We start from the raw sequence: 26,955 nt of genomic DNA on the forward strand, positions 1-26,955 counted from the left end.
CTTATTTCTGTTAAGCTGATATAATCGCAGCGCTCTATTGTGGTCACCGTTTCACTGGTTTTTTTATTGAAACTCTCTCATTCATTATTTTATTTAAGCAGGGTTTATTGTCATTATGTCCTACGCCTTATTACGCCCGTTTTTTTTTAAGATGGACCCTGAGCACGCTCATGAAATGACCCTGTCTTTGTTAGATAAAGCTCATAAGGCACGTGCTTTAGGTCTGGCCTATGGTCAACCTATGCAGCCAACAGACTGTATGGGTTTGCAGTTTTCCAACCCTGTTGGATTGGCGGCTGGATTGGACAAAAATGGCGACTATATTGATGCGCTTGCTGAACTAGGATTTGGGTTTATCGAAGTCGGTACCGTGACACCAAAACCGCAAGTCGGTAATGAGAAGCCGCGTCTGTTTAGACTGAAACAAGCAGATGCGATTATCAATCGTATGGGCTTTAACAATCAGGGCGTAGACTATCTGATTGATAATGTGAAGCGCTGTAAATACAAAGGCAATATCGGCATTAATATCGGTAAAAACGCCAGCACGCCTGTAGAGCAAGCCGCAGATGATTACCTTTATTGTTTAGAGCGTGTCTATCCGCACGCCTCATATATCACGATTAACATCTCATCACCCAATACTGAAAACCTGCGTGACCTGCAAAGTGGTGAGGCCTTAACCCAGCTATTAGATGTGATAAAAAACCGCCATAGCCAGCTGGCGACAGAGTATGGTTTTTATGTGCCATTAGTATTAAAAGTTGCCCCTGATTTAGAACCGCTACAAGTCGACTATATCTCACAGCAACTATTGGACTTTGAGATCGATGGTCTTATTGCCACCAATACCACCTTGAGCCGAGTAGGGGTTGAGGACTTGCCAGATGGTGAGCAAGCAGGCGGCTTGTCTGGTCGTCCTGTCAGTCATATTAGTACTCAGATTTTGCAACAATTCTCAGATCAGTTAGATGATAAAGTGGCGCTCATTGGGGTTGGCGGTATTGATAGCGGTGAAAAGGCCGTTAGAAAAATCAAAGCGGGTGCTGATATGGTGCAGCTATATACAGGGCTTATCTATAAAGGCCCAGGACTTGTACAATCGTGCGTACAAGCCATTGGTGGTTACTACGATGCTCATGAAAGCTAATCTATAGCCATCAATCAATTAAAGCCAAGTTAAGCAATTAAAGCCAAGTGCAAGTAGAGCTAAATAGAATAATGGGACAGTAATATGAGTGGTCTGGATATTGTGATTGCCATAGTTGTTCTTATTGGCTTGTGGCGCGGCTTTCAAGTAGGTCTCATCAAGACAGCGGTGGGATTAGCAGGATGGTTTATTGCTCTGATTGCTGCCACACGCTTGGCAGGGGTGGTTTCTCCGCAGTTTTCAGGATTGGTACAAAGCCCAGTGTTGCAGATGGCAATGGCATTTTTATTGGTGGTTATCATCATATTAGCCATCATGCACCTAGTGGCGTTTGTATTCTCAGGCGTACTGAAGACCTTGCGCTTAGGGATGTTAGATAAAATGGCGGGTGGCGTGTTAGGCGCTGCCAAAAATGTCCTTGTCGTTTTAGTAGTGCTCAGTGTGAGTGCGCCACTGCTAGTGCAAATGCCTCAGTGGGAGACTTCTGTCTTAGCGCCTGAGCTGCTACCCTATGCACCGATGGCTAAAATGATGGTGTCAGATGCTCTAGGCGTTGCTTGGGAACAGGTCAATCAATCATAAATGGCAATCAGTCATAAATTGCAATCAATTATTCGTTTTATTGTTTATAATATACAACTCATCTTTTATCGTTAAACTATAGTCAGTTGAAACAAAACTGTCATAAGTTCAAAAGCGCTACTGGTATAAATTTTCCTTGCTTGCTGCGTTCCCAGAGGCTGCGAAAAATTCACCCCAGTAGCGCTGTAACACTTTTAAATTGATTCTATTATATCTGAACGCTTATATCATTTGATCATTAGGAATATTAAAACCTAATCGCATGAAACAAGATTCATTGAAATCACTCTCAGTAAATAAACATCATCAGATTGTCGGTTCGCTGGTAGTTAGTACTGCCATCAAGCGTACCGTTATTGCGTCATCAATGTGTAGTACGAAATAGGACATAATTATGTGTGGAGTCGTTGGGGTTGCAGCTCATGAGCCAGTTAACCAAATTCTTTATGATGCCTTAACTATGTTGCAGCACCGTGGTCAAGATGCTGCGGGTATTGTGACTTTGCAAGATGGTCGCTTTTACTTGCGCAAAGAAAACGGCATGGTACGCGACGTATTCATGACTCGTCACATGCTCAAACTGGTTGGTAAGTTTGGTATCGGTCACGTGCGTTATCCCACTGCAGGCACCTCAAGCAGTGCAGAAGCTCAGCCATTTTATGTCAACTCTCCTTATGGCATTACTTTGGCACATAATGGGAATTTGACCAACGCTGAGAGCTTGGCTAAGTCTTTGTATCAAGAAGATCGTCGGCATCTAAATACCGACTCCGACTCTGAAGTGCTGCTAAACGTATTGGCACACGAGATGCAAAATATTGGTAAGAAGTATCCAAAACCAGACGATATCTTTGAGGCGGTAAAAGCAGTTTATGGTCGCTGTGAAGGCGCTTATGGCGTAGTAGCGATGATTACTGGCCAAGGCCTCTTGGCGTTTCGTGACCCAAATGGTATTCGTCCATTGGTGTTTGGTGAGCGTCTGGCTGCTAATGGTGGCACCGAATACATGGTTGCTTCTGAGTCAGTGGCTCTAACGGGCTGTGGTTTTACCATCATTCGTGATGTCAAACCTGGTGAAGCCATCTTTATCGACTTAAACCATAAGCTACATACACATCAGTGCGTAGAGCAAAAAGAATATACACCTTGTATTTTTGAGTATGTATATTTTGCGCGCCCAGATTCGATTATGGATAATATCTCTGTTTACAAATCACGCTTGCGTATGGGTGAGAAGTTGGGGCAAAAAATCCTTAATGAGTGGGGCGAAGATCATGATATCGACGTTGTGATTCCGATTCCAGATACCTCGCGCACCTCAGCGATGGAGTTGGCTCTGAAGATGAACATCAAGTACCGTGAAGGGTTTATGAAAAACCGTTATATCGGTCGTACGTTTATCATGCCAGGTCAGCAGCAACGCAAAAAGTCCGTCCGTCAAAAGCTGAGTGCAGTGCCTTTAGAGTTTAAAGGCAAAAATGTCTTGCTCGTAGATGACTCTATCGTGCGCGGGACTACCTGTCATGAGATTATCCAAATGGCACGCGATGCGGGTGCCAAAAAGGTGTTTTTTGCCAGTGCTGCGCCACCTGTAAAATATCCTAACGTCTACGGCATTGATATGCCCGTACGTAGTGAGCTTATCGCCTCAGGCCATAGTGTCGAAGAGGTGCGTCAGATTATCGGTGCTGATCGTCTGATTTTTCAAGATTTAGACGACCTAATTGATGCGGTAAAAGATACCAAACATAGCCGCGTTGAAGGCTTTGATTGTGCAGTGTTCAATGGTTGTTATATCACTGGTCAAATCAATGAAGCCTATCTTGAGCATCTCCAAGAGCAGCGTAATGATAGTGCTAAAGGCGTACAAGTCGTCGCTGATACTTCTGTCGATATGATGGGTGTGGAAGAGCAGTAATCACTTTATATAGCAGTTAATAAAAGGGGCTGAATTCATAGAATTCAGCCCCTTTTTTATCATTTGAAAGTCATTTTCAAGTCATATAAAGGCCGCTTAAAAGCGTCATTAAAAATGCGGTTATCAAAACAGATTAAACCAACCGATTCCTCAAGTTAAAAGACGGGTAAATAACCACAGCAAGCCGTTGAGCGCAGCAATACCGACAACCATGCTAACTAATAGTTGGCGACTGAGATGGTAAACGGCTAACACCAGAATTAAAGCCCCAATCTGTGCCAGTAATAGATGTAGCTCTGCACTACTCAGGCCGGTACTAGCAGACAAATCTTGATAAGAAAGACTGGTCAAAATTAATAGTACCATTACTGATAGCGGTAAGCTTTCATTTAGGCGATGTAGCCAAGGTGTATCGAGGACTTTTTTGGGTATCAGAGCTGGAATGGCACGGGTAATGAAGGTGACACCTGCCATGGCAAAGGTTGCGGCAATGAGATAACTACTGGTCATTTGGTTTCTCCTGCTTCTTTGCGCTGTATCCAAAATCCACGCGCCAAAATCATAAGCATGCAAATGGTAATAGCTACTAACAACAACCAGTCACTGGTAAATAGCGAAGCCATTGCCAAGCCAAGTACAGCAATGCCAATCGGGAAGTAACGTTTGATACTTTGAAATTGCTCATAGGCCAAAATTGCAAACAGACAAACAAGCGCAAAATCCAAATGTGGCACCAAATCATTGAGCGCGCTGCCTATCATTACGCCAATGATAGAGGCCAGCACCCACCAGCTTTGATTAAACAAACTGATGGGTAGTATCAGTGCGCGACGAGCTTCATTGGGTAAGCTGGTCATCACTGAAAAGGTCTCATCGGTAAGGGCAAATAAACAATAGGTCTTGGCTAGCTTATGATTAGGTAAATACTGTAGCAAGGGTACGCCGTAAAATACATGGCGTAGGTTAATGGCGGCAATATTGGTTGCAATACTGCCAATTGGCAATCCTGCGCTGAGCATCGGTAAGCAGGCGTATTGAGCAGCACCCGCGTATAGTACGACACTGAGCATGATAGTCGCCCAGATAGGCACCCCAGCGACCTGAGCCAGCACGCCAAAAGCAATGCCAGCTGGTAAATAGCCCATCGCCACCGGAATGCTCCTTTTGAAGCCTTCTGCCCATTGGTAGGTGGCGCTTTGTTGTTCAGAGTAAGTATTCACGTAGTATCCTACAATTATCTGATACCAGTCTCACAAAATTCGATAAGCAGTGTCAAACTCGCTGCGCCTACTAAAATGTAGTTCTGAAACTCGTTTGCTTAGCGACTCTAATTTTTGGAAATGGTATGACTTTATTTTTATCAAAAGGTTTTATCAAAGGTTAGGGGGTATTGTTAATTAAACATGAGAGCAAACATTAGGGTCTGTTGAACATTCAAACATTAGACAGGCCGTAGTTTTTCATAGCTGCCTGTTTTGTGCGCATGGTACAGAAAGCCACTGAGAATAAACAAGCGTAATAACAGCAAAGCCCACACACTAAGCCAAATTCCTGTCATATCCCATTGTTGGTACAGTAACCAGCTCAGCGGAAAAAACATCGCAGCCAATATCAAAGCCGCGTTACGAATGACATGACCTGCTGTTAAGCCAAAAAAGATGCCATCGAGCCAGTAAGCACCTACGCCAACGAGGGGCAGCAGTACGGCATAACCTTGATAGGCCTTGGTCAATGCAAACACTTCCTCGATATTGGTCATCAGCTGTAGATAAGTTGGCATCGCCAGCCACCAAATAGTGCTTAATACAATGGCGAGGGCGTAACTCACTACGCCAGTACGCTTGACGATGAGACGAAAGCGTGGCCAATCGCGCCGTCCAGCGGCTTGACCGCTTAAGGTCTCAGCGGATACGGCCACACCGTCGAGCGCAAACGCTGATATGCTCAGCACTTGTAATAAAATCGCATTGGCTGCCAATACCAGATCGCCACTTTGGGCGGATAAGCGAGTAATCCAAGCAAAGCTCAATGTCAAAATAAGCGTACGAATAAAAATGTCTTTGTTTAAAGAAAATAGCCTAAGCATCTTATCCTTAGTAAAATGCTGCGGATCTACTTTAAATAAAGCCGCCCAAGTCAGTTTTAAATGCTGACGACTAAGCCATAATGCCAATACCACACCTGACCAAAAAGCGATGGTTGTGCCCAGTGCGACACCGACGATATCCAGCTGCATACCGTAGACAAAGAACAGGGTCAAAATAATATTCAGCACAGCGATAAAGCCCTGCTGATAGAGCATGTAGCGAGTCTTGCCTTGACCTGCAAACCAGCCAATAAAGGCAAAGTTCATGAGCTCAGCAATGACCCCCCAAAAGCGTACATCCAGATAAGTCTTTGCCGCCACGCCGCTGGCTGGGTTGGCAGATAGTGCTTTTAAGCCGAAATCTATGAGCCAAGGCTTTGCTATTAGTAATACCAAACCAATCATGACTGCCAGCAATAGGGCACGCTGCAAAATAGAGAGCAGTGGTGATGCTTGCTGCGGTGATTTTATGTCACTATCGGCAAGTTGACCGAGTGCCTGCGCAGACAAGCCAGAAGAGGCATACTGCAAAAAGTTAAAACTCACAAGTATCAGAGACAATACCCCCTAACCTTTGATAAAACCTTTTGATAAAAATAAAGTCATACCACGATGGCAGTATCAATCACACTTTGCAGCGGCATCGCAAGGTTGGCCAGCAATACTGGAACAGCAATGGCGATGATATGTTTGTAGCGCGTATCGATGGGTGATACTGCATTTGGGGGCGTAGTCGTTGGCATATAATAATCGCTTGTGCATAAAACACAGATAACGGTACCCGCCAATATACAGTCGAAGCACTTTTAAACCGCTACGGTGTTACCCGCCCTAGATGTACTTAGTGTACTATCTGCGGTCGGTCGCCTTGTAGCGATTTTAAAATTCCTTGACTATATTGCTTGATTGCGGGATAAGTGTGAGCTATCTAATAAGTGTAATACCGACATAAAGACAAAAGCACCTAACCTTAGGTGCTTTTATCATGCTATTTTTACAATCTGTTGAAGCTAAAAGTTAGCAGTTTTAGCTGTCATTCATGGCGCTACGATCAATCTTGTTCGAACATCTTTGGATCATTAAACGTCACGATCTCTTCTTCAAACTCAGGCTTCACTTTAACCACAAAGTCATCACGTGACAAGCCCATTCTTAGCGGGATAGAGCTGGCGATATAGGTTGATGAGTAAGTACCCGCAAGCAGGCCAATAAAGAGCGCCACCGAGAACCAGTATAGACCATCACCGCCCAAGAACATCATCGCCAATACCACGAGTAGTACCGTTGAGATAGTCATGATGGTACGGCGCAAGGTTTCTGTTAATGACAAATCAATCGTCTGGCGCGGCGTAATACCACGAACACGGCGGAAGTTTTCGCGAATACGGTCATAGACAACGATAGTATCGTTCAATGAGTAACCAATCAATGCCAATATAGCCGCCAATACCGTCAAATCAAACGGAAAGCCAAATAGCGCAAACACCCCGATGGTAACGATAGCATCGTGGAATAGCGACATCACTGCGCCAAGAGACAGCTTAAACTGGAAGCGTAGAGCGACATACCCAAGCATACAAAGTAACGCTAGTGCCAGTGCCATTACCGAGTTCAAATACACTTCATTACCGACTTGACTACCGATAATATTAACGTTGCTAATATTGACCACATTATCAGGTAGGGTGAGCGCTTGCTCTAGGCTGGCATTGAGACCATCAACGTTATCAGACTGAGGAGGCAAGCGCACAAGTAGCTCTTCTCGTGTCCCTAGATACTGGACGATGGCATCGTTAAAGCCATTGTCAGCCAGTGCTTCGACAACTTCAACTTGTTCAACAGGCTGCTCATAACGCACATCTGCTGAGACCCCGCCCGTGAAATCAAGCCCAAGGTTTAGACCATTGACGGCGATGGCGATGATGCTACCAATGACCATTAATATAGATAGAATTGCCATTGGCTTTTCTAACTTCATAAAGGGGATGATGCGCTGATTGCCAATGGCTTTAATGCCACCTTCTTTCGCTGCCGCTTCATCAGCGGCGCTATCAACCTCTTGATTCAGGTCATTATCCACCGCAGCATTAGATGCTTGTGTACTCAACGCCTGATTGTCTTTGCTGCCTTTACCTTTACCGCTACGACGAGATTTGGTTTTAGTCGACTTTGCAGCGGTCGGGTTATTTGTCTGATTGTTACTGCCCTTACCATCACGGCGCGGCTTGTTACGGCGACGACGTTGATTGGCATCATTTGTGTCGTTAGAGTTGTTGCCTGAGCCGCCACCTGAGCTGCTGTTATTTGGGGGATTATTCTGTTCAATCGCCATGTTATTCTCCTAGCCGATGCTCAAACGTTTGATAGATTTACGCTTACCATAAGCAATTTGTACCAGTGCGCGGGTGACCAAAATCGCGGTAAATAGCGAGCTGACAATACCAATAGCTAAGGTGATCGCAAAGCCTTTAATCGGACCAGTACCAATCGCAAATAAGATAAATGCAACCAATAGTGTGGTGATGTTGGCATCGAAAATACTACTAAAGGCGCGATCGAATCCTGCCACGATAGCGGATTTTGGCCGCACCCCATTTGCAATCTCCTCGCGAATACGCTCAAAGATCAGTACGTTGGCATCGACTGCCATACCGATGGTCAAGACAATACCAGCGATACCAGGTAGGGTAAGCGATGACCCTAAGATCGACATAATGGCGATGATAATAATGACGTTAATCGCCAATGCGATGTTGGCAATCACACCAAATAAACGATAAAAGATAATCATAAAAGCAAAAACTAACAGATAGCCGACCTGTGTTGAAAACAGCCCTTTATCGATGTTCTCTTGTCCTAATGAGGGTCCGATCGTACGTTCTTCAACGAAATACATCGGCGCAGCAAGTGCCCCTGAGCGTAACAATAGCGCCAGCTCAGCAGCTTCAGCGTTGCTATCAAGACCAGTAATACGGAATGATGAGCCCAATACCGCTTGAATATTAGCACGGTTGATGACTTTGGTTTCAGCATAAGGTGTACGTACTTCGACCGTTTCACCAGTAGCAGGGTCTTCTTCATAAGTGACTTTTTGCTTGTTTTCAATAAACAGCACCGCCATTTGCTCACCGACAGCGGTACGCGTGGCGTTTTGCATGAGCTTACCGCCAGCGCTATCCAAGGTGATATTGACCTCAGGGCGACCACTCTCATCCAAGCTGGTTTGAGCGTTGGTGACTTTGTCACCAGTGACGATCGCTTGACGCTCTAACAATACTGGCTGACCGTCAAGGGTTTTGAACGGGAAAGCTTCGGTGCCAGCAGGCGGAATACCACCCATGAAATTTTCACTGTCTTTTGCGACCAGACGGAACTCAAGGTTTGCAGTACGGCCAAGGACACGTTTGGCTTCAGCAGTATCTTGCACACCAGGGAGCTCAACGACGATACGGCTAGCACCTTGTGACTGCACCAAAGCCTCGGTCACACCAAGCTCAGCAATACGGTTGCGTAGGGTGGTCAAGTTTTGGTTGACTGCATAGCTGTTGATCTCATCGATAGTGGCATCGTTATAGGCCATAATCAGCGACGGACCTTGATCATCTATAGAAGACTGTAGGTTAAAGGTAGTACCCATCGTCCCTTGCAAGACGTTTTGTGCACGATTACGAGCGTCTGTATCGGCAAAATGCAGCACAATACCTTGCGCTTCAGTCTTAGTGCCTTTAACCGCTATACGCTCGGCACGTAACTCACGGCGCACATCACGACTGGCACTGGTCAAACGCTGCTCTAACGCCTTATCCATATCTACTTCAAGTACGAAGCGTACACCACCACGTAAGTCTAGGCCTAGTTTCATCGGCTTGGCACCGATATCACGAAGCCACTGCGGTGTCGTTTGTGCTAAGTTGAGCGCCACTACATAGTTATCGCCTAAGTTCTGACGTAAGACTTCCTGTGCCTTTAGCTGTGTGGTTGGGTTATTCAGACGGATTAGGGCACTATTGCCCTCAAAAGTACCATCATGAAAATTAATCCCAGCTTCCTCTAATAAGCTTTGTGACTGAGTCAAGATATCTTCAGACAGCTGAGTTCCTGCTGCAGCACTGGTAATCTGCACAGCGGGTTCATCAGGGTAGAGGTTCGGTGCAGCATATAGGCCGGCGATGAATAGCACGACAGTGATGAGTAAGTATTTCCAAGCGGGATATTGCATAATCACTTCTTTAAGTTGATAAAGTACTGGCGACGCAGGCCACAAGTCAGCAGATGGGAAGTTAGCGACTACAAAGACGGCTGCCGTGATTTATGTGAGCAATCATTTATCTTTGTGATCATCCGCTATGATAATAGGGTCTAAAAACGGCAGGCTTTGAGGCCATAGCGATAAAGGTAAAACTCACTATTAAAGCAGCATAAACAGATAATACTATCTGCCTGATGGGCTTATAGCAGAAAATGACCGTAATAGTTAACGGTCATTTCTTTAACAACTGGTCTTTAATAGCCAATTTGTAATAACTGGAGCTATTCGTATCGTATGAGTGGTTGGTGGATAGACATACCACGAGCACTTATACGCTTTCGATAGTACCTGCAGGCAATACCGAAATAACAGAAGCACGTTGTACTTTAATATCGGTATTGCTATTCAAGCTTACAGTCGCGTAGTCGCCTTCAAGATGTTTGATACGGCCCATAAGTCCACCAGCAAAGATGACTTCGCTACCAACAGTCAAAGCATTGACCATAGCGCGATGCTCTTTGGTGCGCTTAGACTGCGGGCGGATGACCAAAAAGTAAAAGATAGCAAAAAAAGCAACTGGTAATAAGATTTGACCGAATAAAGAAGCACCTGATGCAGCAGTCTCAGCTGCATGGGCAGATTGGATAAAAAAGCTCATAGATTTTCTCAGTAAGTAACAGATAACAATAAAATTAGACGCATAGTAACAAAAATTCCCAGACTTGGTAACTGTTAATCATGGGATGTGCGTATTTTTCTTAGTGTATGGGCATACTAGAGGATGTTGAACATTCAAAAACAAGCACTGCTGCTTGCGATTGGTTTATCAAAGCGGTTTTTAAACAAGGCGAAATCGACGACAATGCAGATGCTTTGGCTAGAGTTGCATCCTAGTATGAGTCAATTTTAGCATCAGCCTGACAAAATATTGTTAAATAACCGCATCAATGCTAATATCGAACGGCTGCTTTTATCTTGGCTTCATAGCTAAGAGAATAGGCAGGCATGGTGTTGGTTCACGTATGTTTTTACGCAGAATATACCATTTAATACAGAGTAGACAGTATAGATAAGCTGTTATCTATTATAGTGATCATTTTCAAACCCTTATTTTATTCATTTTTTTTGTTTAGGTTACCTAACTTGTTCAACACAACTATGTCTACACCCCGTTTATATCGTCCACGCGCTTACCGTAAAGCTGCGTCTGCCAAACCTCCCCCGACAGTGCCACATCATAAGCGTTTTGGTACTGTATTAGCGCCGAATTCAAGGTTAGCAATGCTAATGGCGTTATCGCTAGTATTGTTGCCTTATCCAGCATTGGCGGCGAGTGCAATGGCTGAGCCTACCGCCCTCAGTGTGGTATTGCTAATATTCTTTGTGCTCTTAGCGATAGGGGTCTCTTTTGTCTGCTCTTTGGCAGAGTCAGTTTTGCTCAGCATGACCCCTTCATTTATCGCTGACGTCGAAGAAAGCAATCCAAAAAAAGCAAGCATGCTAAGAGGCTTAAAGATTGATAATATCGATCAGTCGCTAGCAGCTATTTTGACTTTGAATACGGTGGCACACACCTTGGGTTCGATTGGCGCTGGTGCACAGGCAACTATTGTCTTTGGTAGTGCTTGGTTTGGGCTTTTTTCTGCGATCATGACGCTGGCGATTTTGTTTTTGTCTGAGATCATTCCAAAGACACTAGGAACCGTCTATTGGCGTCAGCTAAGCGGTATGGTGGCTTACTTCGTACGTGGCATCATTATGCTACTGTATCCGCTCATTTGGATTTCGGAGCGTTTGACGAAGCTGTTGGTACGTGGCAAAAAAACTCAAACTTTTAGTCGTCGTGAATTTGCCGCTTTGGCCAGTATTGGCGAAGAGTCTGGTCAAATCGACCCATTAGAGTCACGTATTATCCGTAATTTATTGGCGTTTGGGGCGATTAAAGTCGAAGACATTATGACACCGCGCTCAGTGATGTTGGCGTTTGAACAAACCAAAACAGTCGCTGAAGTGTTGGCTGATCGCCCAAAGCTCACTTTTTCGCGGTTACCTATCTATGATGGTGACCTAGATAACATTACGGGTTTTGTCTTAAAAACCGATATGCTACTTGCAAAAGTGAATCATGCGATGCATAAGCCATTGATTCAGTTTCAGCGCGAGATTACTTTTGTATTCTCAAAAATGAAGCTGTTTGATTTGCTGGAGCTGATGCTAAAAAACCGCCTGCATATTGCCATCACCGTGGGTGAGTATGGTGAAGTAAAAGGAGTGGTGACTCTAGAGGACGTGTTTGAGACACTATTAGGTCTTGAGATCGTAGATGAGATAGACCGTGTGGAAGACATGCAGGCACTGGCACGGCAGATGATGGATAGACGGGTAGAGCGCTTAGGCATGAAACTCAGTGACGACGAGCAAGATGATAATAGCAAAGCGAACATGCAATAATTAAAATTGGCGTTACATGGCTGTTAGGATTTAATGCTAGGCTAAAGCTATTCATTTATGACATCAGGTTTCACTGCAATAAAAAATGATGATTGATGGGTTTATGCAAGCCAATCAAAACAGTGATATAAGAAATTAAGCAATAAACCAAGCAACGAAAGTAATAACGCTAAGGATTATAATGAAAAAACTATGGCACAAAGGGCTATTTGCTCTATTGGTTAAAAGTGCAGGCGTTGCCACGATCGCCGCTGTCGCTAGTAGTGTTGCAATCAGTGCACAGGCAGCAACCATGACGGAAGATTTGGTAAAAAACTATGCCTCAGCAATGAAATCAGCTGCCAATAGCAAAAGTACCAACCAAGTCGCGGCTCTCGTCTCTGATGATGCGCTGATTTCTTTGTCAAGAAGAGGCAAAACGACCAGTCTGGATAAAGACGGCTATCTAAAATTATTACAGAATAGCTGGAATCAAACCTCAAACTATCGCTATGAAATCAGCGTTGATAATATTGTTACTACTGGCTCTCAAGCCAAAGCCAATGTGAAAACGGTAGAGAGTTGGGTCAAAGATGGCAAAAACGTCTCGTATGTAACTACCTCAAGAGTCACGCTTACTTTATCAACGGGCAATGCGGTATTACTGCGGGCAGTGTCGCAAGTGACCATTGATTGATCAAGTGACTATTGATCAAGTGACTATTGATCAAGTGACTATTGATCAAGTGACTATTGATTTATTTAGATTTATTCAGATTAACCTGATTAAACGCATTAGATTAAAAACACTGGCCGAAAAAAACCCATAAGAGCTGTGACTATGACAATCGTAGCGTTAATCTCCTGCTGAGCTTTGTGCTGCCGTTGTCGTAGTAATATCAGCAAATCTTATACCTAGCTAATCGTAATCTATAATATGGTTGTAATCTTCTGGTTGTAATTTATAGTTAGGAGCTGTGAAAAACAAATATGAGCGTGTTATTTTGGCTCAATCTATTAAAGGTGCACATTATCTTTCACGGCGCTATGGTTTTTGGTCTGCATTGCATACTATACTGTCATTCATCCTCATTTTCGTCATCTCTTGCTGCTAGGAAATAACCACTATCATGTCTACTGTGTCATCAAATGTGTCATCAAAATCTACTATACCTACCAAACCTCGCTCACTGATCGCTTTACCTTTGACGCTTGCGGTGTCGACCTTACTCATTAGCGCTTGTAGTAATACTTCAGCGGTAAAAAATACAGGCGTAAGCACGGGCTCGTCTACAGTGACCAAGCGTCCGGCCACACAAAGTGTGACTCGACCTGCTACTAGCGATGATTATTCGACTGCGTTTTTGGATGCAGAGAGTTTAGATGAGTTAGCTGACCTGCTAGAAGCCACTGACATGACAATGGTTGAAGACAATAAGCTTGCCATTCAGCAATATGGTGACTTGTGGAATCGTCTGCGTGCTGGTTATCGTATGAATGGCGGTCAGCCTATTTATAATCAGCGTATTGAAGGGCAAAAAAGCTGGTTTACCAGCAGACAAGACTATCTAAACCGTTTGACTGCCCGCGCCAGTCGCTATATTTATCATACCGTACGCGAAGCTGAGCGCCGCAATATTCCAACTGAGCTTGCCTTGTTGCCTGTGATTGAGAGCTCCTACGATCCAAGTGGTACCAGTAGTGCCGCCGCTGCAGGATTATGGCAGTTCATCCCAAGTACAGGCCGTATCTATGGTCTGAATCAAAGTAGTACCTATGATGGTCGCCGTGATGTCATTGAGTCAACACGTGCTGCCTATGACTTTTTGACGGCCCTATACAACCAGTTTGGTAGTTGGGAGCTCGCACTGGCTGCTTACAACGCCGGTCCTGGCCGTGTACAAAATGCGATTGATGCTAATAAAGCCAGAGGTCTGCCAACGGATTATTGGTCACTCAGATTGCCTACTGAGACTATGAACTATGTACCACGGTTCTTGGCGGTCGCCGAAATTGTTGCTAAGCCTGAGCAGTATGGGGTCTACTTGCCTGCTATTGCCAACCGTCAGCATTTCCGTAGTGTGCCTGTAAACTATGGCGTGAGCTTATCCGAAATCTCACAAATTACTGGTGTCAGTCGCGATGAGCTGGAAAGGTTGAATACCGCGCTGACGTCAGGACGTGTCGATGCCTCAGGGCCACAGCGTGTCATTATTCCTAATGATGTCAATCTCAATCTAGATGCCAAACTAAGCTCACTGAGAGGCAATGGCACTGGTAATGTACTAGCCTCAAGTGGCATTACTAGTACTCCAAGCACCACACCAAGCTATAATATTCCCTCTTATAGTGGCAGCAGCACGTCGTTGCCGTCGACAGGTGGTGGATTGGCTGATTATGCCGCGAGTGCTAGGGTACCGCAGCAGACCACCAGTTATATCTCTCCTTCTGTCTCGCCAACCAGCAGCTCTGTCTATAGCAGTAATGCACCAGTGACTACTGAGCCACCGATTACCAGTAAAGAGACCAGTAAGATTAACGCTGAGCTCCAAAGCAGCAATAGCTTACCGACTACCTCAGCTCAGATCACTCAGAATAACACCATCGTGCAAGAGCCACCGCTGAGTAAAGAAGAGCGTGATTTTATTGCCAATCAAATTCGCAGCAAAACGCCTGAGACGAATGTCATCAATGCTGACGGAAATATCAATTTATCAGCAGTGCAAACGCAGCAATCTATTTTGGAGGCCAGTGGGGAAGACAAAAAGCTGAGCTTTGCAAAGACTCCAGCAAGCAAGCCAAAACCACAGGGTACACGCAGCACTTATACCGTAAAACGCGGTGATACTCTGTCAAATATTGCCAGTCGTGCTGGTGTCAGCTGGCGTGAAATTGCTGAGTGGAACCAAATAGACGCCAGTGCAAACTTGCTGTCTGGCAGCACTCTATATCTGTACAATGCAAAACCAATTGAGCCTTTGAAGAGTGCCAGTACGGCTGCAGCCAGTCAACCAGAGAGCTATGTGGTGCAATCGGGCGACACCCTGATTGGCACAGCCAACCGTTTTGGTTTGTCAGTGACTGAGTTGGCAACTTATAATAATTTGAGTAGCCGTGCAGACTTACTGAGAGGGCAGAAGCTGTGGCTAGTACCAGGTAAAGTAAAAGCACCTGCACGCACGCCTGCAGCGCCATCATCAAAACCAAGTAAATCAACCACAGCGACGCAAAACTATAAAGTTAAATCTGGTGATGGTCTGATTGCGCTGGCTCGTCAATTCGGCATCTCAACGGATACCTTAGCCAGTTTGAATGGCATGGGAGTGAGGGATTCGTTATACGTGGGTCAGATCTTAAAAGTGCCTGCCAATGTTGATATCTCAGCTGCCAGCAACACCACTAGCAGTGCCAGTGGTGCAAGCTCAGTAGCGACAACCAATTATAGAGTAAAATCAGGGGATACCTTGATTGGCATTGCTAATAGTGTGGGTGTCAGTGCGACAGAGATTGCGGCAGTGAATAGCAACTTCGATGCCAGAGCGCGCCTGCAACGTGGACAGACTATCAAAGTACCTGTTTCTAAAGAATTGGTGGATCGTCAACTGAATGATAAATCAGTCAGTTATAAAGTAAAATCAGGTGACACCTTAACGGGTGTGGCCAGGCGTTACAATATCGGTTTGAGTGACTTGGCGGCGGCAAATGGTCTGAATACCAATTCAAACTTGATATTGGGTCGTACGATTACCATTCCTGCTAGTGGCAGCGTTGCAAGTAGTGCCAGTCAAGGCAGTAGTTCTTCAAGTAGCATTACTAGTACAGCAAGCAGCAGCGGTAAAAAGCTTGGTAACACTGAAAACTACAGAGTACAGTCAGGCGATGGTTTGATTGCCTTAGCACGCCGCTTTGGTGTTTCAGTGGAAGACTTGGCAGCGACCAATAATATGGCGGCCAACGCACAGCTGCAGCGCGGGCAAACCATCAAAGTACCAAAAGCAACCGTGAGCTATACAGTGGGATCAGGCGATAGTTTGATTGGGCTGGCGCGTAAATATGGTGTATCAACGCAAGAGCTTGCTGATATGAATAACATCGCAGCAGACACTATGCTACAGCGTGGTCAACGCTTGACGGTACCAAATCGTTAGTCTAAATTCTGAATAGAATATTGACGTAAAAAAAGCTGCTCTTAAATATAAGAGCAGCTTTTTTATGTGTGAATCTTTATTTGGCTTATTGTATTCAACCTGCTTTAACTGATGTATTGAGCGACTGAATTACACCATACGGGTTTTGATGGTTTCAAGATAGCTTCTGATGTTACTGACATAATGCATCGCCTGTCCATAACGACTATTGGAGGCTCTGTTTTCTGATAGATAAGTATAGACGTTTGCCCAGCTCTTATCATCGAGACCTTGCTCGCTAAGTTTGCGCTGAATGCGTTTTACCGCATTGGGGCCCATATTGTAACCAGCCAATGCAAACCAAATACGATCCGTCTTTGGTACATCCGAGAAGCTTTCTTTCATCTCTTCTAGATAGCGCGCACCACCACCAATACTTTGATAAGGATCCACACGATCAGAGACGCCCATCGCTTTAGCCGTGCTGTTGGTCAGCATCATCAAACCACGCACACCTGTCGGCGACACAGCGTTGGCATCCAGATGCGACTCTTGGTAACCCATAGCCACTAGTAGCTCCCAGTCATGATTGTAGTTGCGCGCTTGCTCTTCAAACGAAGACTGATAATTGGGCAGCTGCTCAGTGAGTGTCTTTTTGAAATGGTCTTGACTATAAGCGTCTTTGAGCAACTTCTGATTGTAGAATGCAGCAAGCTTTTGGGTGTTTTCAAGCTTGATACTGTCACATAAGAAGTAGCTGGCTTTTTTTGATAATGGGTCATCAGCTTGAGTGAATGACCAGCTGACTTTAGGGTGCAAGCCATTGTTGGTCAAGCTTGCATCATAGCCGCAGCTGACATTGACAGAGGATAGATTGAGCTGGCTTTTTAGCTGAGTACTGGCGGTGGTCAGCGCCATATCAGCATCACCTGATTTGAGCGCTCTTAGCGCGGCTTCTTCGCTTGCATAAGCTTTTAGATCCACTTCAACACCAAGCTCATCAGCATAGCTGCGTACCAAGTCGAAACCAAAGCCATGTTGGAAGCCATCTGTAGCAAAATAGGTACTGTCTCCAGGGACAGCCGCGATGGTAAGAGTTTCCTCCAACATGACGCGATCATATGCTGGCACTTTGGAGTCCATCATAGTGAGACTGTCAGCAGGCAAGGAGAGTAGAGCAATACTAGATACTTGTGCCATTTTTTTTGTTTTGGCAAAACGCGCCGATACAGTTGGCGTAATAGGGTGAACGGATGAAACGATGTTACTTTCAGTGTTCAGTGTGCGCTTGGCTGGACGCAGTAGATGAGAAATACGGCGTTTGGCATCTTGTGCGGATACTTTTACACGATAAGTAATACGCTGCATGGATGTCTCCTGATTTTAGCCATCCTGCTTACCATAAAGGTGCCGCTGCTTCATAACGCTCTCTAAATAGCAGAGAAGTATGAAACACGCATCTTAAATGAAGGACAACTCAATAATCACATGAGCGTCACATCATCCTGTCTCAATATAGACGCTATCCATAGCCTATACTCGGCGGATAACGATTAAATCCTATTAGCAACCAGCAGATAAAGCACTCTACTCGCTGATAATGAAATTAATTACGATATAGCTGATGGTCTGGGTGTTGGCTATTAATCGTAACGATATTGGACATCAGTAAGGTCATGAATAAGTCATTGAGACAATAGCTATGACAATCATATGGCTTTATAAAAGGATGATTCATTCATCATTAAAGTCAATTTGATTGCACATCTCTTAGTACTATCGCACTCAAAACGATATTGAGTGCGATAGTACTATTAAGCTATTACTCAGCAATGCCGATAAACAGCAGAACTTATGAAATGTCATTTGGGTGTACATATGATGCACAATCATAAGGCCGTACTGTCAATATATTGCAATGTTAAATGAAGGGCGCAGTATCGTACCCGCCATTTAACACCATAACCGGAGGCTTTAATAAATGGGACGTTTCATGACAAAACGCGGTTTTACAATTAAACTATATGTGGCTAGTCGCTATAATATTCAATAAAACTTACTATAAGTTAAGTTAATTTAATAAAAAGTCTGCAAAAATTAACAGAATAACCATGTTTATTTGGCAAAAAACAGGCGCTTATGATAGCACAGTTGCCCAAATTAGTCTTTTTTAGGCTGGGTTATCAATGTCAATAAAGGTAACCGGTAGCCCAAATTGCTCAGCCACCAATGCGCCCAACGCCTGAATGCCCCCGCGTTCTGTCGCATGATGACCGCAAGCAAAATAGTCAATACCAAGCTCACGCGCACTGTGCGTGGTGCGCTCTGATATCTCACCAGAGATATAAGCATCACAGCCCATCGCCGCTGCTTGCTCAATCATGTCTTGGGCGCCGCCAGTACAGATGCCCACCCGCTCAATCATTTTTGCAGCAGTGCCAGTCGTTTGCTCTGATTGATGATTAGTAGAATAGTCATAGTTGCCTGATATATGTAGCGGCACGCGGCCTAGTGCTTGAGTAATCGTATGGATCAGGGTTTCAGCAGTTTGCGGGGTACAAACAGCGACATTGCCGACAGGGTGGGATTCATGAGGGTAGAGCGCACCCGTAATCGTTATGCCTAGCATCTCAGCAAGTGTGGCGTTATTACCGATGACAGGGTGCGCATCGAGAGGCAAGTGATAGCCAATCATGGAGATACCGTGCTGCATTAATTTACGAATGCGCCGACCTTTCATGCCAGTGATAGGCTCAGGCTCACCTTTCCAGAAGTAACCATGATGCACCATGATGACATCGGCATTGTCCGCTATGGCAGCATCGATTAAGGCTTCGCAAGCCGTGACGCCCGTGACGATGCGCTTGATAGGTTTGCCACCATCGATTTGTAGTCCATTAGGGGCATAGTCTTTAAAGGCATCTGCAGATAGATAATCATCACAAAATTGCGTCAAAGCTTGTACGGTAATCGCTGTATTTGATGGTTTTGTTAAAATATCTTTAGCTGTCATGGTGTGTCCTCATAGTCTTAATTGATATAATTATTTCAGTTGCTCAAGCAAGCGCAATTGGTCAACAGGTTTTTATGACAATCATTCTAGCATGATGTTGTAAATGAGGAGATAAACCCCATAACTGAAAGGGTACACGATACGTTACTATTTTATTGTGTAGCCAGTTATAATTTACAGACGTGAGCCTGTCTAATACTAATAGATAGTATCTGAATTACTTGTTAACAGATTAATAGCAGCTTATTAACTGATTAATAGTAATTGTGTCATAGCAACCGTCCCACTGCATTTATTACTGTTTGTCCGTAGCAAATTTATAGAGGTTTTTTATATGTCGTCATCTCCAAACACCAACGACAAGGCAACTTTTTGGAAGTGGTTACCTTGGGTCTTACTGCTGGTAGTGATTGCTGGGTTTGTTTGGCTGTTCATGAGTATGAAAACGCCATCAGAGGCGACATGGGAGCCACCAAGAACACCAGTGGAGCAGCAGCTACCCGAACCAGTATCTGACGCGCCAGAGCCTATCGCGTCTTATCATGATGCGGTCGCGCGTGCTTCGCAGTCGGTGGTCAATATATATACGACACAGCTAATGGCTGAGCATCCTTATATGGATGACCCTGTGTTGCGCCGTTTCTTTGAATTCCACGGTGGGCCGTCGCAAGGCAATGGCAATACCAACCTTGGCTCTGGAGTCATCGTCTCAGAGGATGGTTACATCGTTACCAATGCGCATGTGATCGAAAAGGCTGATGAGATCACGGTTTCTTTTAATGATGGCCGTAAGAGCCGTGCTACCGTTGTTGGTACCGACCCTGACAGTGACTTGGCGGTGATTAAAGTTGAGATGACGGGACTGACGCCACTAGGTTTTCGTGAAAACCCTATCCGTGTAGGCGACTTAGCACTGGCCATTGGTAATCCATTTGGGGTCGGGCAGACCGTCACTCAGGGTATCATCTCAGCGACAGGCCGTACTGGACTGGGTGTCAATAAGTTTGAGGACTTCATCCAGACTGATGCTGCCATTAACCCAGGCAACTCAGGTGGTGCGCTGGTCGATGCCAGTGGCGAGCTGGTTGGTATTAATACGGTGATATTCTCGCGCTCAGGCGGCTCGATGGGCATCGGCTTTGCGATTCCTACCGCCATCGTCGAGCAGGTGATGAATGCGCTGATCAAAGACGGGCGTGTCAGCCGTGGCTGGTTAGGTATTGAAATCCAATCACAGCTACGAGATCCGACGCGTCTTGAGACCTCAACGGGCGTGGAAGTGCTCAATGTGGTCAACCAAGGACCTGCGGACAAAAGCGGATTACAGGTGGGTGATATTATCTTGACGATTGATGGTGTTGAGATGACGGATGCCAATACGCTTATCCAATACGTCGCGCGTAAGCCGCCAAATACTGAGCTAAATACTCAGATATTGCGTAACGGCAAAAACAGACAGGTCAAAGTATTGCTAGAAGAGCGTCCAACCCAAGAAGCCGTCGAGACGCCAGAGCTCTTCCATGATGGTCGCCTAGGTGGTCAAGGCGATGATCCGCATCTGGACAATCCAGATGCGCCGATGATGTCGGAAGAGGAGCGCAACCGTCTGCGTGAGGAGCTGATGAAATTGTTTGATAATGAAGGCTTGCCTCAGTAATTCTCAATAAGCGAGACGAATAAAAACCCGCCATCTTACATTTAAGATGGTGGGTTTTTTATGCTTGATTCAATTCAAAACTGACTGCATCAATCAGTAATAGGCTCATGATTGATATGAATCACACCCTGTACACGGCAGCAGCAGGGCAATATCTCATCCTCTTCAATCATCGCTAGCGGCGGGAAAGGATAATCAACAGGATGAGAGCTGGTTATACAGCGCACGCGGCAGCTGCCACAGTAGCCTTCTTTGCACTGATAATCTATGTCATGGCCGGTACGCAGCAGCCCATCGAGCAGACTCTCATCGTCATGCAAGTAGAACTTTTTTTTACTGGTTTTTACCCAAGTCATAATCAATCCTGTACTGCTATTTTACAGTTAACCTTATAAATAATGCGACAATTACTAACGATTATCAATGATGATTAATAGTCATTAATCATCATTGAATGTCAAAAACCCATTACAGTTCACGCTCTATAACGTGAGCCTTATAGCTCAAAGTCATCAAAGTCGCTGTTTGATAAGTCAGAGTCAATCTGACCGACCAAGTACGAGCTGATCTCCGTCTCTTGCGGCGCGACTTGCACGTTGTCAGACGACAACCAAGTATTGATCCACGGAATCGGGTTGGACTTCGAGTTCGGGAATGCTGCTGGCAAGCCAACTGCTTCCATACGTAAGTTGGTGATGTACTCAATATACTGGCAGAGAATGTCTTTATTCAGACCAATCATCGAGCCATCTTTAAACAGATAGCTTGCCCATTCTTTTTCTTGTTCGGCAGCGCTGGTAAAGATCGCTAGGCTTTCTTCGTAGCATTCCTTGGCAATCTCTACCATCTCTGGGTCGTCTTTGCCATTGCGCATTAGATTGAGCATGTGCTGTGTACCGGTGCAATGTAGCGCCTCATCACGAGCAATCAGCTTAATGATCTTGGCGTTACCTTCCATCAGCTTGCGCTCTGCAAAGGCAAATGAGCAGGCAAAGGACACATAAAAGCGAATGGCTTCTAGGACGTTGACCGCCATGATGCACAAATAGAGCTGCTTTTTTAGAGTCTTTAAATCGACCGTGACTTCTTTGCCATTGACTGTATGAGTGCCCGCGCCATAGAGGTTGAACAGCTGCGAGTTGTAATATAAGTCGTCGTAGTATTTTGCAATATCAGAAGCACGCTCTAGGATGTGCTCGTTTTGCATGATGTCATCAAAGACGATACCTGGGTCATTGACGATATTACGAATGATATGGGTATAGCTGCGCGAGTGAATGGTCTCAGAAAATGTCCACGTCTCAATCCACGTCTCCAGCTCAGGGATAGACACCAGCGGCAATAGCACTACGTTTGGGCTACGACCTTGGATAGAGTCGAGTAGGGTCTGGTATTTTAGGTTACTGATAAAGATATGCTGCTCATGCGAGGACAGGTTACCGTAGTCGATACGGTCGCGTGAGACATCGACTTCTTCTGGACGCCAAAAGAACGATAACTGCTTTTCAATCAGTTGCTCAAAGATAGGGTGCTTTTGTTGGTCATAGCGGGCGACGTTGACGGGCTGACCAAAGAACATCGGCTCTTTTAGCGCGTCATTTGGGTTTTGAGAAAAAACTGAATAAGTCATTGTTCTACCTTTATAAGTTTTTTGGTGGTTAATTTAAGTTTGGAATAGGGCTCTAATATCTAAGCAAAACTGCGTATAGGCGCTATCTTATAGACTGTGTGTTACAGATTCTCCAAAGATATCTGTGTCGGTGTTTCTTTATCATTGAATCCATCATTGAGATAGGCTTTGAATATTTCGCTTAGCTCCGTATCATCCAATGCGGCCAATTCATCGACAGTGCTCTTACGCAGTGTACCCACATTCTGGTCTTGTGGTTCTTTTGACGCTTGTGCTTTGGGCTGTTTCTTTAGTTGTTTTTTTGCGACTGTTTTTTTGGGCTCTGCTGTGTTAGGTGCTGCGCTTGCATTTAATTGCTGACGAACGTCTTCGATGTTCATTTCCACTTGTACGATATGCGAGCCGCCATCATTTAGGTCGGAAAATACGTTAGGAATAAACAACCCACCGTCTTTGATGATTGCGGTATATTGCAAGTCTATGACCTCCGTCATTTTTATTCTGTCTATGTGCTTCAATTATAGCGGTAAAGCCAAAGTATTTTTAGTGAATCGTATCGATATTCAGTAGCCAATCCCGCCTACCGCTTGTATCTGCCTAGCCGCTGGCGTGCAGTCTATTGTGTCTGGTAGCGTTCCAACGTTCGAGCGACCACTCCCAGACTTGAGGAGGGAAAAAGCAAAGCACTGCTTTGCCCCGACGCAAGAGAAAATCTGTGATTTTCTGAGAGCCATCGTCGTTGGCAGGATACCGCTATCCATCATGCTTCAATATCTTTGGTGCGCTGGGCGCACCCTACAACCCTTATCGATATTGCTATTTGGGCGTAGGGTGGGTTAGTTTTACCGAATTCACGTAGAGAATGAGGATAAAATGTAACCCGCCGTTTGTGTCATTTTCAAAAATCTATGGCGGGTTACGCTTTGGCTAACCCACCCTACGGCTCAAACTATCTACGCTAGTCTTTTAGCGTAGTTGCCTTTGACTTTTCTACCAATATAACTATTTAAGCCGTCTCCAGATTCTGCGAGTCTTTTCATCTCTTCGATATCAGTGATCCCAGTTGATGCATAGTTATATAGGTACACTGTACCTGTTTTGAAACGCACAGTGATTGAGTGATTACTGATTTCATAAGCACTGACACCTGAATCGTTATTTAAATCACGATATGTTTCCATATACTTTTACCTCTCGTCTAAGTTTATTTTAAAGGATGACTAATACTTCATCGATTTTCTTGGACAAGTGGTACGGTTTAAACTAGAATACGTCACTCTACGAAGTTATTCTGTTCCGTATCACTTGTGGACGTCGATAGTCTCAACTTCCTGATATTGAATATTGGCGTATTCAGTATCTCCGATGGCATTGATGATTTATCATCAGTGCCATTTTTATTTTCTTCTGTCGTCTACCTCCTGTGCTACTCCTTTATAACTACCTTTCATTCCACTCATAAATTGACCTGTAGTAGCGTCTCTCTTAAGCGAATGCTTAGGGTTACTAGGATGCTTCATTTGAGTTCGAGCTATTACCGAACCTTTACGGGTATTACGGCCTGTATTCTTAGCCATACTTAATTTACCTCTTTATTGATTGGTTTTAGTGGTTTTCTGCTATATATATTTCTGTTTCTCCTCCTTTTTTTTGCTAAATAAAAATATCTACCCAACTCTCTAAATTGAATTAGAGAGCTGGATAGTCGAACCCTAAATCTTACAAGCACCGCCAGCACAATCATCTTCCATATCCGCTTGCGCATCATTCGCACCATCACGGGTGTTATGGTAGTACAACGTCTTTACGCCAAGCTTATAAGCAGTTAACAAGTCTTTTAGCAATACCTTCATCGGTACACGCTGACCGTCAAAACGTGTTGGGTCATAGTTGGTATTGGCAGAGATACTTTGATCGACGAACTTCTGCATGATGGCGACCAGCTTTAGGTAACCGTCATTGTTTGGCATTTGCCATAGTAGCTCGTATTGACCACGCAGCTTGTCAATTTCAGGCACCACTTGCTTAAGGATACCGTCTTTTGACGCTTTGATAGATACCAGACCACGTGGTGGCTCGATACCATTGGTCGCGTTGGCAATCTGACTAGAAGTTTCAGACGGCATCAAGGCGGTTAGGGTAGAGTTACGCAGACCATGCTCGGTAATCTCGCCACGTAGCGTTTCCCAATCTAAATGCAGCGGCTCTTGGCAGATGGCATCCAAGTCTTTCTTATAAGTATCGATTGGCAAGATACCTTGTGAGTAGGTAGTCTCGTTAAACGCAGGGCAAGCGCCTTGCTCTTTTGCCAGTTTGTTTGAGGCCTTTAAGAGATAGAATTGCAGCGCTTCAAAGGTTTGATGCGTCAGACCTAGGGCACTGTCGTCTGAATAGCGCACACCATTCTTGGCGAGGTAATACGCGTAGTTGATGACGCCAACACCTAGAGTACGGCGACGCATACTGCCATTCTCAGCGGCTTTGACTGGATAGTCCTGATAGTCGAGTAGGGCGTCGAGCGCACGCACGATGAGCTCGGCTGGCTCTTCGATATCGCTGACGTTGTCGATTTTACCCAAGTTGACCGCTGATAGCGTACAAAGAGCAATCTCGCCTGTCTCGTCATTGATGTTGTCGAGTGGCTTAGTCGGTAGCGCAATCTCCATACAGAGGTTTGATTGGCGAATCGGTGCAACTGTAGGGTCAAACGGGCTATGGGTGTTGCAATGGTCGACGTTTTGGATATAGATACGACCTGTGCTGGCACGCTCTTGCATCATTAGGCTAAACAGCTCTGCTGCAGGTACTTGACGGCTACGAATGCTTGGATCATTTTCGTACTTGGTGTATAGCTCTTCAAAGGTGTCTTGATCTTCAAAGAACGCATCATACAAGCCAGGTACGTCAGAAGGTGAGAACAGGCTGATATCTTGCCCTTTGATCAGACGCGTATACATGGTTTTGTTTAACTGTACGCCGTAGTCCATGTGACGCACACGGTTGTCTTCGACGCCGCGGTTGTTTTTCAGTACCAGTAGCGACTCAACTTCTAAATGCCACAGTGGGTAAAACAGCGTCGCCGCACCACCACGCACGCCGCCTTGTGAGCAGCATTTCACTGCCGTTTGGAACAGCTTATAAAAGGGGATACAACCCGTATGCTGCGCTTCACCGCCACGGATAGGGCTACCAAGGGCGCGGATACGGCCAGCATTGATGCCGATACCAGCACGCTGTGACACATAACGCACGATAGCGCTGGTGGTAGCATTGATAGAGTCTAGGCTATCACCGCATTCGATCAAGACGCACGAGCTAAACTGACGCGATGGTGTACGCACGCCTGACATGATAGGTGTCGGCAAGGAAATCTTGAACTGTGAGGTGGCGTCATAGAAGCGCTTGACATAGCTCATGCGTTCAGCTTTATCATAGTTGGCAAACAGACACATACCCACCAGCATGTATAAGAACTGTGGGCTCTCATAAACGGTCTTGCTGACGCGGTCCTGTACAAGGTATTTACCAGCCATCTGCTCAACAGCAGCGTAGGCGAGGTTCATGTCGCGCCAATGGTCGATGTATGCTTCTAACTCGTCAAACTCTGCACGGCTGTAGTCAGCCAAGATATGCTCATCGTATTTGCCTGATTCGGTCAGCTTGGTCACATGATCAAACAGATGCGGCGGGGTAAAACGATTGTAGGCAATCTTACGCAGATGGAAAATGGCCAGACGCGCAGCCAGATACTGATAGTCAGGCGTGTCTTCAGAAATGAGGTCAGCGGCTGACTTGATGATGGTCTCGTGAATGTCACGGGTCTTGATGCCTTCGTAAAACTGAATGTGTGACTTTAGCTCAACTTGTGACACGGAGACATTATCCAAACCATCCGCTGCCCACTCGATTACCTTATGAATCTTATCTAAATCAATAGGCTCTAATCGTCCGTCACGTTTGGTCACTTTGATTTTATCGATATGTGTCATGCTGTCCTCTATTGTTGATAGCTAGTTATTATCTTGCGTAGACAAATCAAGCAAGTATTTTTGTCACGTTATACAGTATGGTCTTGCAAGCCTAGGTTTTTTTAGGCAAAAGATGACATCTACT

The 26,955-nt window shown here is 45.1% G+C and carries 22 protein-coding genes; 7 read left to right on the forward strand and 15 right to left on the reverse strand.

Annotation, left to right across the window (positions count from 1 at the left end; translation table 11 throughout):
• Positions 1 to 115: 115 nt before the first annotated feature.
• The 3 genes from JMY01_RS04110 (at position 116) to purF (ending at position 3,650) form a co-directional block, all read left to right on the forward strand.
• Positions 116 to 1,150, forward strand: coding sequence for a quinone-dependent dihydroorotate dehydrogenase (locus JMY01_RS04110; RefSeq protein ID WP_201574341.1), 1,035 nt, complete (start codon positions 116 to 118; stop codon positions 1,148 to 1,150).
• A gap of 84 nt (positions 1,151 to 1,234) precedes the next feature.
• Positions 1,235 to 1,732, forward strand: coding sequence for a CvpA family protein (locus tag JMY01_RS04115; protein WP_201574342.1), 498 nt, complete (start codon positions 1,235 to 1,237; stop codon positions 1,730 to 1,732).
• 394 nt (positions 1,733 to 2,126) lie between these two features.
• Positions 2,127 to 3,650: an amidophosphoribosyltransferase gene (gene purF / locus JMY01_RS04120; protein WP_201574343.1), complete on the forward strand. Its 1,524-nt coding sequence runs from the start codon at positions 2,127 to 2,129 to the stop codon at positions 3,648 to 3,650.
• A gap of 150 nt (positions 3,651 to 3,800) precedes the next feature.
• On the opposite strand, the gene JMY01_RS04125 is transcribed toward purF, so the two are convergent.
• The 7 genes from JMY01_RS04125 to yajC all read right to left on the reverse strand — a co-directional run bounded on the left by JMY01_RS04125 (position 3,801) and on the right by yajC (position 10,643).
• Positions 3,801 to 4,160, reverse strand: a complete 360-nt coding sequence (locus JMY01_RS04125) for an AzlD domain-containing protein (RefSeq protein WP_201574344.1) — start codon at positions 4,158 to 4,160, stop codon at positions 3,801 to 3,803.
• A complete protein-coding gene (locus JMY01_RS04130) occupies positions 4,157 to 4,795 on the reverse strand; it encodes an AzlC family ABC transporter permease (RefSeq protein WP_201577186.1) in 639 nt (212 codons plus the stop codon). The genes JMY01_RS04125 and JMY01_RS04130 overlap by 4 nt, the downstream gene beginning before the upstream one ends.
• A gap of 296 nt (positions 4,796 to 5,091) precedes the next feature.
• The gene (locus tag JMY01_RS04135; protein ID WP_227677658.1) at positions 5,092 to 6,282 is read right to left on the reverse strand and encodes an MATE family efflux transporter; all 1,191 of its coding nucleotides are present in this window, start codon (positions 6,280 to 6,282) and stop codon (positions 5,092 to 5,094) included.
• A gap of 56 nt (positions 6,283 to 6,338) precedes the next feature.
• Positions 6,339 to 6,479: a hypothetical protein gene (locus JMY01_RS14055; RefSeq protein WP_227677659.1), complete on the reverse strand. Its 141-nt coding sequence runs from the start codon at positions 6,477 to 6,479 to the stop codon at positions 6,339 to 6,341.
• A gap of 308 nt (positions 6,480 to 6,787) precedes the next feature.
• On the reverse strand, positions 6,788 to 8,068 hold the full coding sequence (secF, locus tag JMY01_RS04140; RefSeq protein ID WP_201574345.1) for a protein translocase subunit SecF: 1,281 nt from the start codon (positions 8,066 to 8,068) through the stop codon (positions 6,788 to 6,790).
• A gap of 9 nt (positions 8,069 to 8,077) precedes the next feature.
• Positions 8,078 to 9,955 (reverse strand): protein translocase subunit SecD, encoded by a 1,878-nt coding sequence (secD, locus tag JMY01_RS04145; protein WP_201574346.1) that lies wholly within the window; start codon positions 9,953 to 9,955, stop codon positions 8,078 to 8,080.
• 358 nt (positions 9,956 to 10,313) lie between these two features.
• Positions 10,314 to 10,643 carry a preprotein translocase subunit YajC gene (gene yajC, locus JMY01_RS04150; protein WP_201574347.1) on the reverse strand — a complete coding sequence of 110 codons (330 nt, stop codon included), beginning with the start codon at positions 10,641 to 10,643 and terminating at the stop codon, positions 10,314 to 10,316.
• A gap of 680 nt (positions 10,644 to 11,323) precedes the next feature.
• Here yajC and JMY01_RS04155 point away from each other — a divergent pair.
• The 3 genes from JMY01_RS04155 to JMY01_RS04165 all read left to right on the forward strand — a co-directional run bounded on the left by JMY01_RS04155 (position 11,324) and on the right by JMY01_RS04165 (position 16,563).
• Positions 11,324 to 12,436, forward strand: coding sequence for a hemolysin family protein (locus JMY01_RS04155; RefSeq protein WP_201577188.1), 1,113 nt, complete (start codon positions 11,324 to 11,326; stop codon positions 12,434 to 12,436).
• Between the two features lie 181 nt (positions 12,437 to 12,617).
• Complete coding sequence (locus JMY01_RS04160; protein WP_201574348.1) at positions 12,618 to 13,112, forward strand: hypothetical protein; 495 nt, start codon at positions 12,618 to 12,620, stop codon at positions 13,110 to 13,112.
• 433 nt (positions 13,113 to 13,545) lie between these two features.
• Entirely contained in the window at positions 13,546 to 16,563 is a 3,018-nt protein-coding gene (locus JMY01_RS04165; RefSeq protein ID WP_201574349.1) for a LysM peptidoglycan-binding domain-containing protein, read from the forward strand.
• 129 nt (positions 16,564 to 16,692) lie between these two features.
• Here JMY01_RS04165 and JMY01_RS04170 read toward each other — a convergent pair whose 3' ends face one another.
• Together JMY01_RS04170 and JMY01_RS04175 are read right to left on the reverse strand one after the other, a co-directional pair.
• On the reverse strand, positions 16,693 to 17,910 hold the full coding sequence (locus JMY01_RS04170) for a transglycosylase SLT domain-containing protein (RefSeq protein ID WP_201574350.1): 1,218 nt from the start codon (positions 17,908 to 17,910) through the stop codon (positions 16,693 to 16,695).
• A gap of 802 nt (positions 17,911 to 18,712) precedes the next feature.
• Positions 18,713 to 19,555, reverse strand: coding sequence for a Nif3-like dinuclear metal center hexameric protein (locus tag JMY01_RS04175; RefSeq protein ID WP_201574351.1), 843 nt, complete (start codon positions 19,553 to 19,555; stop codon positions 18,713 to 18,715).
• Positions 19,556 to 19,889: 334 nt separating this feature from the next.
• On the opposite strand from JMY01_RS04175, the gene JMY01_RS04180 reads away from it, so the two are divergent.
• The gene (locus JMY01_RS04180) at positions 19,890 to 21,212 is read left to right on the forward strand and encodes a S1C family serine protease (protein WP_201574352.1); all 1,323 of its coding nucleotides are present in this window, start codon (positions 19,890 to 19,892) and stop codon (positions 21,210 to 21,212) included.
• An 89-nt stretch (positions 21,213 to 21,301) separates the two neighbouring features.
• Here JMY01_RS04180 and yfaE read toward each other — a convergent pair whose 3' ends face one another.
• The 6 genes from yfaE to nrdA all read right to left on the reverse strand — a co-directional run bounded on the left by yfaE (position 21,302) and on the right by nrdA (position 26,831).
• Entirely contained in the window at positions 21,302 to 21,568 is a 267-nt protein-coding gene (gene yfaE / locus JMY01_RS04185; protein ID WP_201574353.1) for a class I ribonucleotide reductase maintenance protein YfaE, read from the reverse strand.
• Positions 21,569 to 21,708: 140 nt separating this feature from the next.
• Complete coding sequence (gene nrdB, locus JMY01_RS04190; protein WP_201574354.1) at positions 21,709 to 22,842, reverse strand: class Ia ribonucleoside-diphosphate reductase subunit beta; 1,134 nt, start codon at positions 22,840 to 22,842, stop codon at positions 21,709 to 21,711.
• 101 nt (positions 22,843 to 22,943) lie between these two features.
• On the reverse strand, positions 22,944 to 23,336 hold the full coding sequence (locus JMY01_RS04195; protein WP_227677661.1) for a hypothetical protein: 393 nt from the start codon (positions 23,334 to 23,336) through the stop codon (positions 22,944 to 22,946).
• A 69-nt stretch (positions 23,337 to 23,405) separates the two neighbouring features.
• Complete coding sequence (locus JMY01_RS04200; protein ID WP_201574355.1) at positions 23,406 to 23,606, reverse strand: hypothetical protein; 201 nt, start codon at positions 23,604 to 23,606, stop codon at positions 23,406 to 23,408.
• Positions 23,607 to 23,795: 189 nt separating this feature from the next.
• Positions 23,796 to 24,023, reverse strand: a complete 228-nt coding sequence (locus JMY01_RS04205; RefSeq protein WP_201574356.1) for a hypothetical protein — start codon at positions 24,021 to 24,023, stop codon at positions 23,796 to 23,798.
• 531 nt (positions 24,024 to 24,554) lie between these two features.
• Positions 24,555 to 26,831, reverse strand: coding sequence for a class 1a ribonucleoside-diphosphate reductase subunit alpha (gene nrdA / locus JMY01_RS04210; RefSeq protein ID WP_201574357.1), 2,277 nt, complete (start codon positions 26,829 to 26,831; stop codon positions 24,555 to 24,557).
• Positions 26,832 to 26,955: the final 124 nt, after the last annotated feature.

Origin of the sequence: Psychrobacter sp. H8-1 (assembly GCF_904846575.1) — a bacterium.
GTDB lineage: Bacteria > Pseudomonadota > Gammaproteobacteria > Pseudomonadales > Moraxellaceae > Psychrobacter > Psychrobacter fulvigenes.

What these genes read in the sequence shown, in the direction of transcription:
- JMY01_RS04110 (WP_201574341.1), top strand. Translation starts at nt 116, where the DNA reads ATGTCCTACGCCTTATTACGCCCGTTTTTTTTTAAGATGGACCCTGAG.
- JMY01_RS04115 (WP_201574342.1), top strand. Translation starts at nt 1,235, where the DNA reads ATGAGTGGTCTGGATATTGTGATTGCCATAGTTGTTCTTATTGGCTTG.
- purF (WP_201574343.1), top strand. Translation starts at nt 2,127, where the DNA reads ATGTGTGGAGTCGTTGGGGTTGCAGCTCATGAGCCAGTTAACCAAATT.
- JMY01_RS04125 (WP_201574344.1), bottom strand. Translation starts at nt 4,160, where the DNA reads ATGACCAGTAGTTATCTCATTGCCGCAACCTTTGCCATGGCAGGTGTC.
- JMY01_RS04130 (WP_201577186.1), bottom strand. Translation starts at nt 4,795, where the DNA reads ATGGGCTATTTACCAGCTGGCATTGCTTTTGGCGTGCTGGCTCAGGTC.
- JMY01_RS14055 (WP_227677659.1), bottom strand. Translation starts at nt 6,479, where the DNA reads ATGCCAACGACTACGCCCCCAAATGCAGTATCACCCATCGATACGCGC.
- secF (WP_201574345.1), bottom strand. Translation starts at nt 8,068, where the DNA reads ATGGCGATTGAACAGAATAATCCCCCAAATAACAGCAGCTCAGGTGGC.
- secD (WP_201574346.1), bottom strand. Translation starts at nt 9,955, where the DNA reads ATGCAATATCCCGCTTGGAAATACTTACTCATCACTGTCGTGCTATTC.
- yajC (WP_201574347.1), bottom strand. Translation starts at nt 10,643, where the DNA reads ATGAGCTTTTTTATCCAATCTGCCCATGCAGCTGAGACTGCTGCATCA.
- JMY01_RS04155 (WP_201577188.1), top strand. Translation starts at nt 11,324, where the DNA reads ATGGCTGAGCCTACCGCCCTCAGTGTGGTATTGCTAATATTCTTTGTG.
- JMY01_RS04160 (WP_201574348.1), top strand. Translation starts at nt 12,618, where the DNA reads ATGAAAAAACTATGGCACAAAGGGCTATTTGCTCTATTGGTTAAAAGT.
- JMY01_RS04165 (WP_201574349.1), top strand. Translation starts at nt 13,546, where the DNA reads ATGTCTACTGTGTCATCAAATGTGTCATCAAAATCTACTATACCTACC.
- JMY01_RS04170 (WP_201574350.1), bottom strand. Translation starts at nt 17,910, where the DNA reads ATGCAGCGTATTACTTATCGTGTAAAAGTATCCGCACAAGATGCCAAA.
- JMY01_RS04175 (WP_201574351.1), bottom strand. Translation starts at nt 19,555, where the DNA reads ATGACAGCTAAAGATATTTTAACAAAACCATCAAATACAGCGATTACC.
- JMY01_RS04180 (WP_201574352.1), top strand. Translation starts at nt 19,890, where the DNA reads ATGTCGTCATCTCCAAACACCAACGACAAGGCAACTTTTTGGAAGTGG.
- yfaE (WP_201574353.1), bottom strand. Translation starts at nt 21,568, where the DNA reads ATGACTTGGGTAAAAACCAGTAAAAAAAAGTTCTACTTGCATGACGAT.
- nrdB (WP_201574354.1), bottom strand. Translation starts at nt 22,842, where the DNA reads ATGACTTATTCAGTTTTTTCTCAAAACCCAAATGACGCGCTAAAAGAG.
- JMY01_RS04195 (WP_227677661.1), bottom strand. Translation starts at nt 23,336, where the DNA reads ATGACGGAGGTCATAGACTTGCAATATACCGCAATCATCAAAGACGGT.
- JMY01_RS04200 (WP_201574355.1), bottom strand. Translation starts at nt 23,606, where the DNA reads ATGATGGATAGCGGTATCCTGCCAACGACGATGGCTCTCAGAAAATCA.
- JMY01_RS04205 (WP_201574356.1), bottom strand. Translation starts at nt 24,023, where the DNA reads ATGGAAACATATCGTGATTTAAATAACGATTCAGGTGTCAGTGCTTAT.
- nrdA (WP_201574357.1), bottom strand. Translation starts at nt 26,831, where the DNA reads ATGACACATATCGATAAAATCAAAGTGACCAAACGTGACGGACGATTA.